The following is a 12,773-nucleotide window of genomic DNA, read 5'->3' on the forward strand; positions in this document are numbered from 1 at the left end:
CATGACATTCACCCCCCTGCGTTTCCTGCGCTGCCTTCTCGACGGCCACCGCTGGCGCAACAGCAAGACGCCCCAGGCCATCAGACCTGTGAACGCTGCGGATTGCGGACGAAGCACTGATTCGGCGTGGGAAAACGGGGACGCGCACGCTGGTTTGTCGCTGCTCGCGCCGACGCTGCAATTGAGTACGCGCTCGCCGCTCGAAGCCGCCCCGCCACTACCCCGCCCGCTTCCAAACCTGCGTCTGGCACAGCGGGGCGACGACGCAGCCCTTGAGCTTGAGGGTGCGCGCGTCGATCAGGTCGATGGTCCCCTGGTAGGTGCCGCCGTCCTGCGGGCGATAGATGGCCCCACCGGTCCATCGGGCTGGGCCGCCGGCGAAGTTCTTCATCAGCACCAGGCCCTTCAGCGGCCGGTCGCGCAGCGCGGGATCCTTGTTGGCGGCGTCCTTGAGGCCCGGATCGGCCCTCAGCTTGTCGGACGTGACGATCCGCCCGCAGAGCTTGCCCTGGCAGGCGAAGACCTCGATCTGGCCGTGATCGTCCGGGGTCAGCCACAGGCCGACCGGCGAGGCGACAGTCGGGGCGGCGGTCGATCCGCCGGCCGACGCGACCAGCAGAGTCGCCGCCAGAGCGAGAACGGGTCGGGACAGGATCATGGTCACTCTCCGATCTGAATGCGGGTCAGCCTAGAGCCCCTCGGCGATCAGCGCGTTCGTCGCCGCTTCGATCCGCGTTTCCATCTCGCGCATGAACTCGCCGCGCTTGAGGCCCGGCGGGATGGCCGGCAGAAACTCGAACACGATGGTCCCCGGATAGCGGCTGAAGCCGTGCTTGGGCCAGTGCACGCCGGTGTTCAGGGCCATCGGGATCACCGGCATCTCCAGGTCACGGTAGAGGGCGGCGATGCCGGGCTTGTAGTCGGCCGGGGCGCCGACCGGGGCGCGGGTGCCCTCGGGGAAGATCAGGATCTGGCGGCCTTCGGCGAAACGGGCGCGCGCCTGTTTGACCATGTCCTTCAGGGCCTTCGAATGGGCCGAACGGTCGACGGCGATCATGCCCGTCTTCCACGCGAACCAGCCGAAGAAGGGCAGGGGCAGGAGCTCCTTCTTCATGATGAAGCAGTTGTCGGGCAGGACGGCGAAGGGGGCGATGACGTCCAGCATGCTCTGGTGCTTGCCGGCCAGCAGCGCCGCTCCGGCCGGGCGATGTTCGAGCCCGCGGAATTCGACCCGGACCCCGGCGATCCAGCGCAGGCCCCACAGGCAGAAACGGGCCCAGCCGCGTATCACCCACATCGCCTGGCGGTAGGGCAGCAGCAGCGCCGGCGACAGGCCGACCGCGAACACGGCCATCGACAGATAAAGCCAGAGAACGAAGACCAGCGAGCGGACCATGGTCACGTCAGGCGGCCTTCGTTGCGGGTGCATCGGCGGGCATTTCGTCCGTAGACGGACGGTCGCCGCCCCCTCCGATCGCGGCCCGGCCGAGGGCGGCGAGATATTTCATGTATTCGAGCGTCATCCGCCGGGCCGTGACCGCGGCCTTCCACCAACGCGAATTGTCCAGAGACGGCGTCTCGACCGCATAGGGGGTCAGGCGGACGCCCGGCGCGGCGGCGCGAATCTCGGTCAGGGCGCGGGGCATGTGATAGTCCGAGGTGACCACGATCAGGCTGTCATAACCTTTGGCCTCGGCCCAGGCGGCGATCTCCTGGGCGTTTCCGACGGTGTCCTCGGCCTCGAAGCCCAGGTCGACGCAGCAGTTGAATAGCCTGTTGGAACCGGGGGTCAGGGCGCGCAGCTCCTGGCGGCGGACCTCGCGATTGACGCCCGAGATCAGCACCCGCTGGCCCTTGTCCTGTTCCAGCAGGCGGATGGCGGCGTTGACCCGCTCGGCCGAGGGGCCGGTCAGGGCAACGATGGCGTCGGCGCGCTCCGGCTCGGGCGCGGGCGCGAAACCGCGCACGCGATCGGCGAAGGCGAACAGGCCGATCGCCCAGATCAGCACGAGAATGGCGATGAAAGTCAGAAACTTCATGCCCTTGACCTAGTGATCCCGCTTCAGCCGCGCCAGCGCCGTGACTCTCGCCACGACAAGCGCCACCGTACCCGCCAGCAGCGGACATGGCGAGAGAATCAGCAGATCGCTCCAGCTGAGCGGGAGGGCGGGCGTCACGCCCCCGGCGCCGCCGAGGGCGCGCAGGCCCGCGATCAGGCCCATGGCGATCGCCGCCCCCAGAGCCCCCGCTCCCGCCGCCAGCAGGCCGTAGCGACGCTGATACAGGCCGGCGATGGCTTCGTCGGTCGCGCCGTTCAGGCTCAGGGTCTCGATCACAGCCGCCTGGGCCGCCATGCCCGCGCGGGTGGCGTAGGCCACGGCCGCCCCGGCCGCGCCCGCGGTCAGCAGGAAGGCGATCAGGGCCAGCACGGTGATCAGGGTCGCCGATCGCTCGACCTCGCCGCGCCACAGGCTGTGGTCATCGACCGCGGCGTCGAGGCCGGCTTCGGCCAGGGCCCGGCTCAGGGTTACGGCGCTGGCGGGCGCGGTGCGGTCCAGTCGAACGATGACCAGGTGCGGGATCGGCAGGTCGGGCAGGACGGCGTCGCCGACCCAGGGCCGCAACAGGGCCTCGGCGGTTTCGCGATCCATGGCCTCGGCCTCGGCCACCCCCTCGACCCCGGCCAGGGTCTGGGCGGCGCGGGCGGCGGCCTCGGCCCCGGTCTCGCCGACGCGCGGGCGCACCTGCACCGTGGCCTCCGAGCGAAGCTGGCGCGCCCAGCCGTGCGCCGCCCGGTCCGCGGCCACGGCCCCGACCGCCGCCAGACAGGCGAGGAAGCACAGGACGGCGATCAGCGACACCAGCCACGGCTCGCCGCCCGCGTCGCGCGGCAGCAACGGGGCGCGACGGTTCAGCAGGCGGCCGATCACGCCGTTCCTCCGCTCAGCCGGCCGCCGTCGAGACGCAGCACCGTCGCTCCGGATCGTTCAGCCAACGCCTCGTCGTGGCTGGCGATCAGCACCGTGGCGCCCAGCCGGTTCAGCGACTGGAACAGCTTCAGCAGCCGCTCGCCCATCTTTGCATCGACGCCGCCGGTCGGTTCGTCGGCCAGGAGCAGATCGGGTTTGGTGACCACGGCGCGGGCGATGGCCAGCCGCTGCTTCTCGCCGCCCGACAGGGAGGGCGGCCGGTCGGTCATCCGGTCGCCCAGGCCGACCCAGTCCAGCATCTCCGCGACGTCGTCCGCATAGTCGATCCGCTTTCGGCCGGTCAGCCGCAGCGGCAGGGCGACGTTCTCGAAGGCCGACAGATGGTCCAGCAGGCGGAAGTCCTGGAACACCACCCCCATCCGCCGGCGAAAGGCGGGCAGGGCCCGCCGCGGCGCCGCGGTGGCGTCCTCGCCGAACAGGTGCAGGGTCCCGGCGGTCGGGCGCTCGGCCAGGGTCAGCAGTTTCAGCAGGGTCGACTTCCCCGCCCCGGAAGCCCCGGTAAGGAAGTGGAAAGAGCCGGCTGGCAAGGTGAGGTTAACGTCCCGCAGCGCGCGGTGCGTCGCCGCATAGCCGAAACCCACGCCCGACAGGCGGACGGTCTCGGTCGCGGCGTCGGATTCATAAGCGCGGCGGGGCTGGACGGGCATGAATTTCGGGTCAGGACGCGGCCAGGCCGCGACGGGAGGGGGCGAAGAGCCTCGCAGTCAGCGCACATGATACTGACCTGCCCGTCCTGCGCCACCAGCTATTTCACCCCCGATGAGGCGATCGGGCCGGGCGGCCGGACCGTGCGCTGCAAGTCCTGCCAACACACCTGGCGGGCGACGCTGGACGAGCCGCTGGAGCTGTCGGTGTCGTCCACGCCCGGGGAGGCCGTCAGCTTCGCCAGCCGGGACGAGCCCGACGCCGAATCGCTCGCCGAGACGCCGGCGCCCGAACTGCCCCGGGCCTTCCGCGCCCGCGCCGAGCACCAGCGCCGCCTGCGCCGGGCCGCGATGCACGGCGTGGTCTGGGCCGGCATAGCCTCCGGCTTCGCCGCCCTGCTGGCCAGCGCCTGGCTGTTCCGGGTCGAGGTGGTCGAAATGGCCCCGCGGGCCGCCGCCGCCTACGCCGCCGTCGGCCTGACGGTGAACCCGACCGGCCTGGATTTCGAGGCCGTCTCGGCCCGGCCCCTGCCCAGCGATCCCGGCAAGGTGCTGGTTTCGGGCGCATTGCGGAATGTGCGCGACGACGAGCGCATCGCCCCGCCCGTGCGGGTGGCGCTGCTGGACGCCCATGGGGCCGAGATCGGCCATGCCGTGGTCCGGATCGACGCGGCCCCCGTGCTGCCGGGCAAGGTCCAGGGCTTCGCCGCCGTCATCGCCGACCCCGGCGCGCGCGGCCAGGGCATCGGCGTGGACTTCGTGCTGGAACCGGCGGAGCCGCACGCCGCCGCGCCGCACCAGGCGGCCCCTCATGCCGACGCCGCCCGCCGCCCGCCGCCCGCGGATCCGGCTCCCGCGGCCCGGCGCCCCGCGGTCAATGCGACGCCGATCGTGGACGCCCACGCCGGCGGCCTGCGTCCGGCCCTTTCGGCGGATCCCTATCCCGCGCTGGACATGCAGCCGATCGACGCCGTGCCGGTGGTGGACACGCATGCGGAAGAGGCGGTATCCGCCTCTCATGGCTGACGCTCCCCCCAAGCCCACCGTCCTTCTCCCGGAAGCCGAGGTCCAGCGCATCGTCGCCGATCTGGCCGCGCGGATCGCCCCCGTCATCGACGACGAGACCGTGGCGGCGGTGCTGCTCACCGGCGGGCTGTGGTTCGCCGCCGACCTGACGCGGGCCCTGTCGCGCCTTGGCCGCAACGTCCGTTTCGACGCCCTGTGGCTGGCGTCGTACGGCGATGAACAGACCAGTCGGGGCCGGATCGACGTCTATGCGCCGTTCCAGCGGCCGATCGCCGGGCGGCGGGTGCTGATCGTCGACGATGTGTTCGACACCGGCCTGTCGCTGGCCGAGGCGGTGCGAATCGCGACGGAGGCGGGGGCGGCCGAGGTGCTGACCGTGGTCTTCGCCAAGAAGCCCTGGCCCCTGCCGCGCGCGCCCGAGCCCGACTTCGTCGGCTGGGAGGCCCCGAATCGGTTCCTCGTCGGCTACGGCCTGGACCACGCGGGGGCGTTGCGGGGCCTGCCGGACGTGTGCGCGCTGGATTAAAGCCAGTCCGCCTTCGGCTCCCGCTCCAGCATCGCCTCATAGGTCGGCCGTTCACGGACCACGGCCCAGCGGTCCCCGTCGACCAGCACCTCCGGGACCAGCGGGCGGGAGTTGTATTCGCTCGCCAGCACCGCCCCATAGGCCCCCGCCCCCATGAAGGCGACCAGGTCGCCGGCCTGCATGGGCGGCAGCAGGCGGTCGCGGGCGAAGACGTCGGTGGATTCGCAGATCGGGCCGACGAGGTCGTAAAGCCGGGGCTCGCCCGCGCGGGCGCGCACCGGGACCAGATCGTGAAAGGCGTCGTAGAGGGCGGGGCGCATCAGGTCGTTCATACCGGCGTCGAGCACCAGGAAGCGGCGGCCGTCGCCGCGTTCGTTGACCTGGATCACCCGGCTCAGCAGCACTCCGGCGTTGGCGGCCAGCAGCCGGCCCGGCTCGAACGCCGCCTCGACCTCCAGCCCGTCCAGAACGCGCGCGGCCATGGCGACATAGGCTTCGATCGACGGCAGGTCCGACTGGCCGTGATAGGGCACGCCGAGGCCGCCGCCGAGGTCCAGCCGGGAGACTGACAGGCCCGCCGCGCGCAGTTCCAGCGTCATGGCCCTCAGCGCGCGGAACGCAGCCTCCAGCGGCTCCAGCGCGGTGATCTGGCTGCCGATGTGACAGGCCAGGCCGACCGGCGTCACATGCGGCGAGGCCGCCGCCCGGGCGTACAGCGCATGGGCCTCGTCGGCCGGGACGCCGAATTTGTCGGTCGCGCCGCCCGTGGTGATCTTCGCATGGCCCCCCGCGCCGACGGCCGGATTGACCCGGATGGCTATTTCAGGGGTCGCTATCGCTCGTGACGCGGTCGCTCGTTGCTTGAGCGACGACGAGACGGCGATCAGCCGGTCCAGTTCGACCGCGCTCTCGACATTGATCTGGCGCACGCCGACGTCGATGGCGAAGGCCAGTTCGGCGTCGGTCTTGCCCACGCCCGAGAAGACGATGCGGTTCGCGGGGACGCCCGCCTTCAGGGCTCGTCGGATTTCGCCCTCGGACACGGTGTCGGCGCCGCTGCCCAGCCGGGCCAGGGTGGCCAGCACCGACAGGTTGGAGTTGGCCTTGACCGCGAAGGCGATCAGGGCCTCGCCAAGGGCCGTCGGGTGGGCGGCGACCGCGTCGCGCAACAGGCCGTAGTGACGCGTCAGGGTCGCGGTGGAATAGACATAGGCCGGCGTGCCGATGGCCGCGGCCAGCGTCTCCAGCGGCACGTCTTCGGCATGAAGGGCGCCGTCGATATGGTCGAAATGATGCAAGCCGGGCCCTAGTCGGGCTGGGCGCCGGGGCCGTTGTAGGGGCTGGTCGGACCCCCGTCGATCGGCTGGGTGCTGGGGGGACGATAGACGGTGGCGGGCTCGGGCAGGCCGGGAGCACGGTCGCTGCGCATGCTGCGCTCGGTGCGCTTGGCCGGCGGGGCCTCAAGGTCGGCCATGCGGCCGCAGCCGGCGGCGGAGACGGCGATCAGGGCGGCGGCGCCCACGAGAACGATCTTTTTCATCACAGGCGCGTCTTCCACTCGGCGATGCGCGCGCGGACCTGTTCCGGCGCCGTGCCCCCGAAGCTCTGGCGGCTGGCGCAGGAGGCCTCAGGGGTGAGCACCTTGTAAACCGCTTCCGTGACGCCCGCCTCAAGCGATTGCAGTTCCGCCAGCGGAAGTTGCGACAAATCCACGCCCAAGGCCTCGGCCCGCTTCACCGCGGCGCCCGTCACATGGTGCGCCTTGCGGAACGGCAGGTTCAGTTCGCGCACCAGCCAGTCGGCCAGGTCGGTGGCGGTCGAAAAGCCCGAACCGGCGGCGGCGCGCATCCGCCCGGTGTTCGGCTGCAGGGCCGAGACCATGGCCGTCATGGCCCCCAGCGCCAGGGTCAGGGCGTCGAAGGCCTCGAACACCGGCGGCTTGTCCTCCTGCATGTCCTTGGAATAGGCCAGCGGCAGGCCCTTCATCACCGTCGACAGGGCGACCAGCGAGCCCATGATCCGCCCTGTCTTGGCGCGGACCAGTTCGGCGGCGTCGGGATTGCGCTTCTGCGGCATGATCGAACTGCCGGTGGTCAGGTCGTCGGGCAGGGTCACGAAGCCGAACTGCGGCGTCATCCAGATGACGATCTCTTCGGCCAGGCGCGACAGGTGGCCGGCGCAGATCGAGGCGGCGGCCAGACTCTCAAGCGCGAAATCGCGGTCCGAGACGGCGTCCAGCGAATTGCCCATGGGGCGGTCGAAGCCGAGCTCGGCCGCGGTCATGTGCCGGTCGATCGGGAAGGGCGAGCCGGCCAGGGCGGCGGCGCCCAGCGGATTCTCGTTCATCCGGGCGCGGGCGTCGGCGAAGCGGGCGGCGTCGCGGCCGAACATCTCGACATAGGCCATCAGGTGATGGCCGAAGGTCACCGGCTGGGCCGGCTGAAGATGGGTGAAGCCCGGCATCAGGTCGGCCGCATGCTGTTCGGCCCGGACCAGCAGGGCCGATTGCAGCCCCTTCAGCTGCACCACGGCGGCGTCGCAGGCGTCGCGGACCCACAGGCGGAAATCGGTCGCCACCTGGTCGTTGCGGCTGCGCGCCGTGTGCAGCCGTCCCGACGGCTCGCCGATCAGCTCGGCCAGCCGCGCCTCGACGTTCATATGGATGTCTTCGAACCGGTCGCGGAACGGGAAGGAGCCGTCGCGAATCTCGGCCTCGATGGCGTCCAGCCCGCCCAGGATGGCCTCGGCGTCGGCCGCCGCGATGATCTTCCGCGCCGCCAGCATGCGGCAATGGGCCCGCGAACCGGCCAGATCCTGGGCCCATAGCCGCCGATCCACGCCGATCGAGACGTTGATCGCCTGCATGATGTCGGCGGGGCGCGCCGAGAAGCGCCCGCCCCACATGTCTTGACCTTCCGCGTTCGGAGAAGGCTTAACTGTATCAACAGGGGCGGAAGGCTTGGTCATGAAGGGCTCGAAGGCGGCGGGGATGGCGATCGCGGGCGCGCTGGCGGTCGGCATGATCGCGGGCGCCGGCCTGCTATACGCCAATCGCGACGCCTTCTTCAAAGCCGCAACGCCCGAACCGGCGGCGAAGAGCGCGTTGGCCCGTTTCGCCACCGGCTCGCTGACCCGGCTGGAGACGCCCGCCGACACTCCGATGGCCCCCGCCTATGTGTTCAAGACCCGCGACGGCGCCGACGCGACCTTCGCCGGGTTCCGGGGCAAGGTGGTGGTGGTCAACCTGTGGGCCATGTGGTGCGCCCCGTGCCGCACCGAAATGCCCACCCTGGCCCGCCTGGCCGAGGCCTATGCCGACAAGGATCTGATGGTGCTGCCGATCAATGTCGACGCCACCGAGGACGGACTGGCCGACGCCCGCAGCTTCATCGACGTCCACGAGCCCCTGCCGCTGTACAGCGACATGAAATTCCAGCTGCCGTTCGAACTGCCGGGCGAGGGCAAGATGCCCCAGACGGTGATCCTCGACCGCCAGGGCCGCATCCGGGCGCATTTTTCGGGCGAGGCCGACTGGTCCAGCCCCGAGGCGCGCGCCCTGATCGACGAACTGCTGGCGGAGCATGGCCCGCTCATCCCCGTCGTGCACGCTGACGGCAGCAGCTTCTAGCGGGACGCCTGGGGGCGACCTAGTTGCCCCTGGCGTCCGTCCTGGTTTCGGCCTTCTGCTCGTCGGCCTCCCGGGCCAATTCGTCGGTGGCCTCGTCGACTTCCTGGGCGACCTCGCCGGCGCCGGCGGCGATGGCCGAGCCGACTTGGGCGGCTTCTTCCTTCAGCGCCGAACCCGCCTCTTCCGCGGCCTGACCGGTGTCGGCGGCGGCTTCGTTGGCGTCGGCCTGGGCGTCGTCCTGCTCCGCGGGCGTGCAGGCGGCGGCCCCCAGCGCCAGGGCGGCGGCGAGGGCGAGGGTCTGGATGCGCATGGGAATCCCCTTCAGCTTGGAACCTTGGCGGTTAACGCTCCTGCGCCCCGGCGGTTGCCACGGCCGCGGCCGCCCGGGCGCGCCGCCGGGGTTTGATCAGGAAGGACCAGGTCCCCACCCCGCCCAGCGCGGCCAGCGCCAGACCCGTGAGCGCCACGACCAGGTCGTAGAGCCAGCCGCCGACCGAAGCGGCGTGGATCGGATAGAGGGCGTTCTGCAGCCGCGTCCCCCCGCCCAGGGCATGGGCGTCGACGACCCCGACCACGCGGCTCGTGGCCGGGTCGATCTGGACCACGGTGCGGCCGTTCGGGTGCCATTCGCCCGGCTGGCGCAGGCGCACCGACGCGGGCTTGCCCGGCTCCGGCGGCAGGCCGGCGGTGCGGATGCGCGCCCCGGGGAAGGCGGCCCGGGCCGCGGCCAGGGCGACGGGCCAGTCCACGCGGCCGGCGCCGACCGTCGGCGCGGCGGGAGCCGGGGCGGGGTCGGGCGCGACCGCCTGCAGCAGGGCGCGCGTCTGTTCGTTGAAGACGATCGCGCCACCGGTCAGGCACAGCAGGAATACAGGCGCGGCGAAAATCAGGCCGAGGTTGCGATGGCTGGCGATCAGGTCGCGGCGACGCGTGGAGGCCGGCCACACCCGCCAGCCCGCGGCGCGCCAGGCCGGAATCCAGATCGCCAGTCCGGTCAGGACCAGCAGGGCGCCGGCCAGGCCCGCGACGCCGCCGACCATCTCGCCGGGCTCGCCGGCCAGCAGATGGTGATGCAGGTCGAACACCCAGGCCTCGGCCCGCGCCGTCCCGTCCCACTCGGCCAGCGTTTGTCCCTCGCCGCCCGCATAGGCGAAGCGCTCGCCCATATAGACCTTGTGCACATCCAGATCGCCGCCGGCGAACACCACGGACGATACGGCGTCGCCATAGCGGGCCTGCACGGCGTTGGCCGCCGCTCCGAGCCGGGCCGGATCGGCCGACAGGGCGGCCGGGTCGGCCGGAACGGTCAGGCGCACCCAGTCGTCCTCGAACACCAGCAGGGCGCCGGTCAGGCCGAGGACGCCCAGTATCAGGGACAGGATCGCCCCCGCCCAGGCGTGGATGAGCCGGATCGCGCCCATCAGAAGCGGCGCGTCACGCCCACGGTCGCCGTGCGGCCACGTCCGGCGAAGTAGCGGAGGTTGTCGCTCGGCGCCTGGGTGTCGGAGAAATAGCTGACGTACTGTTCGTCCAGCAGGTTCTGCACCCCCACGCTGACGTCGCCGAACCCGGCATGCCACACGCCCACCGCGTCAAGCAGGCTGTAGCCCTCGAAGTCGTTGCGCGGGTCGCCGCCTTCGAACGCGCGTTCGAACAGGTGCTGGGCCTGCAGGCGCAGGGACAGGTCGCCGTGATCCATCTCGCCCCACAGCAGCAACCGGTTCGGTGCGATGTTGGCCCCGTCCAGGTCGCGGTCGAGGACCCCGTCGTCGTTGGTGTCGGTGCGGCCCTCGAGGTGCGACCAGGCGCCGCCGAAGCGCAGGCCGTCGCTGATCGCATAGCGGGCCGTGACCTCCAGCCCCTCGATCTGGATGGCCTGCCGCTGCACCACGTAGGCCCCGCCCACCAGAACATAGAGGGCGCCGCGGTCAGACTCGGAGCGGAAAGCGGCCGCCGAGGCCTTCAACGGCCCGCGGTTGATTTCCAGTCCCAACTCGGTGTTGTCCGAAATCACCGGCGAGACGTCGAGGAAGGTGTCGACGTCCAGGCCCGGGTCGTCGATGGCGCGCAACACCCGGCCCACATCGGCCATGCTGAATCCCTGGGCGAACGAGGCGTAGGCGGTGAGGTCCGGGATCACCTCGAAGGTCGCGCCGACGTTGAACAGCGTCTCCTCGAACGACGGCTCGCCACCGTCGACCTGCTGCGATCCGTAGAACGCCAGGGTGGTGAAGTCCTCGACGATCAGGGTCGCCGATTCGTGACGCACCCCGCCCGACAGGTTCAGCCGCCCGTCCAGCAGCCGCTGGTTCAGCTGCACGAAGGGGGCGAGGCTCTCATAGGTGGTTTCGGGCACCCACATCCGGTCGGTCAGCACCAGGGCCTGGAAGGTGGTGTCGCGCAGCCCATCCAGCCCGGCCAGCAGACGAAGGCCAGGGACCGGCTCGATCAGGCCCTCCCAGTCCAACTTGAAACCCCGCTTGGAGGAATTGTTGGCGGACTGGTCGAACAGGGTCCCGACCGGGGCGATGGCAGGGTCCTGGAAGGTGGCGAAGGCGCCGCCGCCGAACACGCCCTCATACTCGTGCGCGAACAGCTGCGCCCGCAGCGTCCCGCCCAGCACGTCGCGTTCGCGCCAGGTCAGGGCGCCGGAGGTGACGTCGTTCAGCGGCTGGATTCCCTGGGGAGCGCCTCGCGTCGAGGTGGTCGGCAGGCCGGTCGCACGGTTCCCGGCCACGGTGACGTAGTCTCCGTCGCCGGACAGTTCGAAATGGTTGACCCACAGCTCCAGCCGGCGGCCGGCCGACGGCTCCCATCCGGCCTTGGCGAACACCGACCAGCTGACGCTGTCCTGGATCTCGCCCTGGGCCCCGTCCATGCCGATGCGGCGGTCCTCGCCGTCGTAGAAGACGCCGCGAGCCTCGCGCGCCGCGCCCAGCGTCAGGTCCCAGTCGCCGAAGTCGCGCCCGCCGATCCCGGCCAGCTTCCAGCCGAGGCTGTCGCCGAACACGCTGTCGTCGAAGCTGGTCTGGGCCAGCACCCGGCCGTCCCAGCCGTCGGCGTTTCGCCCGGGGCCGGCGGTGACATAGTTGACCACCCCGCCGGTGGCCCCGATCCCCTGGATGGCGTTGGAGCCGAAGATCACCTCGACCCGGTCGATGAAGAAGGGATCGATGGTGTAGCCGTCGCGGGCGTCGTCGCGCAGCGGCGTCGACTGCGGCACCCCGTCGATCAGGTAGAGGGGCGAACGCCCCCGCAGGGTCTCGCCCGAGCCCGACAGCTTCTGCCGGGTCGGCGAGAAGGACGGCGACAGGGTCGCCACCAGGTCGACGGCGCTGGCGCCCAGGGCGGTCTGGGTCGTGATCTCTCCGGCGTCGATCAACTGCACCGTCGCCGGAATGGCCGACCGCGGCGTCTCCGTGCGCGCGGCGGTGACCACCACCTCGTCCAGCATGGCCGGCGCCTCCTGCGCAAGGGCGGGCGCGGCGACCGCCAGGGCGAGGACCGAGGCGGAGACGAGAAGGCGAACGGACATGAGAGACGACCCCTGAAAGACGCCGTCCCCATACGCGAATGCATCTGCAAGTCAATCGCAACAACGTCGCACCCCGCCGGCTGGCGGGCGCGGCGCATGGATGGACTGCCCGACTGTCGCGGGGATTCCGGTCACAGTCCTCGGGGAAAGCCGCGTGGTGGCTGGAGGCGGGCTCGAACCGCCGACCTGTGGGTTATGAATCCACCGCTCTAACCAGCTGAGCTACCCAGCCAAGCCAGGCGCCCGCCTCACGCGAGGCGCGGTTTATAGGGTGAGAGGCGTCCGGCTTCAAGCGCTTGGGCGCAGGGCCGTGAAGCGCTAGGGTCGCAGCCGGCATGAGCGTCCTTCACCTTCTCGGAACGGCTGGCGAAGGCGGCGCCGAAACCTACTTCGTCGACCTGGTCCAGGCGCTGTCGCGGGCCGG

General features: G+C 71.2%; 14 protein-coding genes and 1 tRNA gene. 3 read left to right on the plus strand and 12 right to left on the minus strand.

Annotation, left to right across the window (positions count from 1 at the left end):
• Window positions 1–217: 217 nt before the first annotated feature.
• From Q8Q71_RS12670 to Q8Q71_RS12690, 5 genes are read right to left on the minus strand one after another with little or no spacing between them, the layout of a single operon-like run.
• A complete protein-coding gene (locus Q8Q71_RS12670; RefSeq protein WP_305759964.1) occupies window positions 218–658 on the minus strand; it encodes a DUF2147 domain-containing protein in 441 nt (146 codons plus the stop codon).
• A 30-nt stretch (window positions 659–688) separates the two neighbouring features.
• The gene (locus Q8Q71_RS12675) at window positions 689–1,402 is read right to left on the minus strand and encodes a 1-acyl-sn-glycerol-3-phosphate acyltransferase (RefSeq protein WP_305759965.1); all 714 of its coding nucleotides are present in this window, start codon (window positions 1,400–1,402) and stop codon (window positions 689–691) included.
• Window position 1,403: 1 nt separating this feature from the next.
• On the minus strand, window positions 1,404–2,039 hold the full coding sequence (locus tag Q8Q71_RS12680; RefSeq protein ID WP_305759966.1) for a YdcF family protein: 636 nt from the start codon (window positions 2,037–2,039) through the stop codon (window positions 1,404–1,406).
• Between the two features lie 9 nt (window positions 2,040–2,048).
• Window positions 2,049–2,930, minus strand: a complete 882-nt coding sequence (locus Q8Q71_RS12685) for an ABC transporter permease (RefSeq protein ID WP_305759967.1) — start codon at window positions 2,928–2,930, stop codon at window positions 2,049–2,051.
• Complete coding sequence (locus Q8Q71_RS12690; RefSeq protein ID WP_305759968.1) at window positions 2,927–3,637, minus strand: cell division ATP-binding protein FtsE; 711 nt, start codon at window positions 3,635–3,637, stop codon at window positions 2,927–2,929. The genes Q8Q71_RS12685 and Q8Q71_RS12690 overlap by 4 nt, the downstream gene beginning before the upstream one ends.
• Before the next feature lie 66 nt (window positions 3,638–3,703).
• Between Q8Q71_RS12690 and Q8Q71_RS12695 the strand changes: the two genes are divergently transcribed.
• Both Q8Q71_RS12695 and Q8Q71_RS12700 read left to right on the plus strand, forming a co-directional pair.
• The gene (locus Q8Q71_RS12695; RefSeq protein WP_305759969.1) at window positions 3,704–4,660 is read left to right on the plus strand and encodes an MJ0042-type zinc finger domain-containing protein; all 957 of its coding nucleotides are present in this window, start codon (window positions 3,704–3,706) and stop codon (window positions 4,658–4,660) included.
• The gene (locus Q8Q71_RS12700; protein ID WP_305759970.1) at window positions 4,653–5,186 is read left to right on the plus strand and encodes a phosphoribosyltransferase; all 534 of its coding nucleotides are present in this window, start codon (window positions 4,653–4,655) and stop codon (window positions 5,184–5,186) included. Before Q8Q71_RS12695 ends, Q8Q71_RS12700 begins: the two co-directional genes overlap by 8 nt.
• Here Q8Q71_RS12700 and lysA read toward each other — a convergent pair.
• The 3 genes from lysA to argH are packed head-to-tail and all read right to left on the minus strand — an operon-like array spanning window position 5,183 to window position 8,090.
• Window positions 5,183–6,484, minus strand: a complete 1,302-nt coding sequence (gene lysA, locus Q8Q71_RS12705) for a diaminopimelate decarboxylase (protein ID WP_305759971.1) — start codon at window positions 6,482–6,484, stop codon at window positions 5,183–5,185. The two genes, Q8Q71_RS12700 and lysA, sit on opposite strands and share 4 nt — an antisense overlap.
• Window positions 6,485–6,492: 8 nt before the next feature.
• Window positions 6,493–6,726 (minus strand): hypothetical protein, encoded by a 234-nt coding sequence (locus tag Q8Q71_RS12710; protein ID WP_305759972.1) that lies wholly within the window; start codon window positions 6,724–6,726, stop codon window positions 6,493–6,495.
• Complete coding sequence (gene argH / locus Q8Q71_RS12715; RefSeq protein WP_305759973.1) at window positions 6,726–8,090, minus strand: argininosuccinate lyase; 1,365 nt, start codon at window positions 8,088–8,090, stop codon at window positions 6,726–6,728. The genes Q8Q71_RS12710 and argH overlap by 1 nt, the downstream gene beginning before the upstream one ends.
• 61 nt (window positions 8,091–8,151) lie before the next feature.
• Between argH and Q8Q71_RS12720 the strand changes: the two genes are divergently transcribed.
• On the plus strand, window positions 8,152–8,814 hold the full coding sequence (locus tag Q8Q71_RS12720) for a TlpA disulfide reductase family protein (protein ID WP_305759974.1): 663 nt from the start codon (window positions 8,152–8,154) through the stop codon (window positions 8,812–8,814).
• A gap of 19 nt (window positions 8,815–8,833) precedes the next feature.
• On the opposite strand, the gene Q8Q71_RS12725 is transcribed toward Q8Q71_RS12720, so the two are convergent.
• From Q8Q71_RS12725 to Q8Q71_RS12740, 4 genes are all read right to left on the minus strand, one after another.
• The gene (locus Q8Q71_RS12725; protein ID WP_305759975.1) at window positions 8,834–9,124 is read right to left on the minus strand and encodes a hypothetical protein; all 291 of its coding nucleotides are present in this window, start codon (window positions 9,122–9,124) and stop codon (window positions 8,834–8,836) included.
• Window positions 9,125–9,155: 31 nt separating this feature from the next.
• Window positions 9,156–10,235, minus strand: coding sequence for a PepSY domain-containing protein (locus Q8Q71_RS12730; protein WP_305759976.1), 1,080 nt, complete (start codon window positions 10,233–10,235; stop codon window positions 9,156–9,158).
• Window positions 10,235–12,349, minus strand: coding sequence for a TonB-dependent receptor (locus Q8Q71_RS12735; RefSeq protein WP_305759977.1), 2,115 nt, complete (start codon window positions 12,347–12,349; stop codon window positions 10,235–10,237). Before Q8Q71_RS12735 ends, Q8Q71_RS12730 begins: the two co-directional genes overlap by 1 nt.
• 155 nt (window positions 12,350–12,504) lie before the next feature.
• A tRNA-Met gene (locus tag Q8Q71_RS12740) sits at window positions 12,505–12,581 on the minus strand.
• Between the last annotated feature and the right edge of the window lie 192 nt (window positions 12,582–12,773).

Source organism: Brevundimonas sp., assembly GCF_030704825.1.
Classification (GTDB): Bacteria; Pseudomonadota; Alphaproteobacteria; order Caulobacterales; family Caulobacteraceae; genus Brevundimonas.

Bases quoted from the DNA above. Each gene is read 5' to 3' on its own strand.
- Q8Q71_RS12735 (WP_305759977.1), bottom strand. From the start codon at position 12,349: ATGTCCGTTCGCCTTCTCGTCTCCGCCTCGGTCCTCGCCCTGGCGGTC.
- Q8Q71_RS12710 (WP_305759972.1), bottom strand. From the start codon at position 6,726: ATGAAAAAGATCGTTCTCGTGGGCGCCGCCGCCCTGATCGCCGTCTCC.
- Q8Q71_RS12720 (WP_305759974.1), top strand. From the start codon at position 8,152: ATGAAGGGCTCGAAGGCGGCGGGGATGGCGATCGCGGGCGCGCTGGCG.
- Q8Q71_RS12680 (WP_305759966.1), bottom strand. From the start codon at position 2,039: ATGAAGTTTCTGACTTTCATCGCCATTCTCGTGCTGATCTGGGCGATC.
- argH (WP_305759973.1), bottom strand. From the start codon at position 8,090: ATGTGGGGCGGGCGCTTCTCGGCGCGCCCCGCCGACATCATGCAGGCG.
- Q8Q71_RS12695 (WP_305759969.1), top strand. From the start codon at position 3,704: ATGATACTGACCTGCCCGTCCTGCGCCACCAGCTATTTCACCCCCGAT.
- Q8Q71_RS12700 (WP_305759970.1), top strand. From the start codon at position 4,653: ATGGCTGACGCTCCCCCCAAGCCCACCGTCCTTCTCCCGGAAGCCGAG.
- Q8Q71_RS12725 (WP_305759975.1), bottom strand. From the start codon at position 9,124: ATGCGCATCCAGACCCTCGCCCTCGCCGCCGCCCTGGCGCTGGGGGCC.
- Q8Q71_RS12690 (WP_305759968.1), bottom strand. From the start codon at position 3,637: ATGCCCGTCCAGCCCCGCCGCGCTTATGAATCCGACGCCGCGACCGAG.
- Q8Q71_RS12730 (WP_305759976.1), bottom strand. From the start codon at position 10,235: ATGGGCGCGATCCGGCTCATCCACGCCTGGGCGGGGGCGATCCTGTCC.
- Q8Q71_RS12670 (WP_305759964.1), bottom strand. From the start codon at position 658: ATGATCCTGTCCCGACCCGTTCTCGCTCTGGCGGCGACTCTGCTGGTC.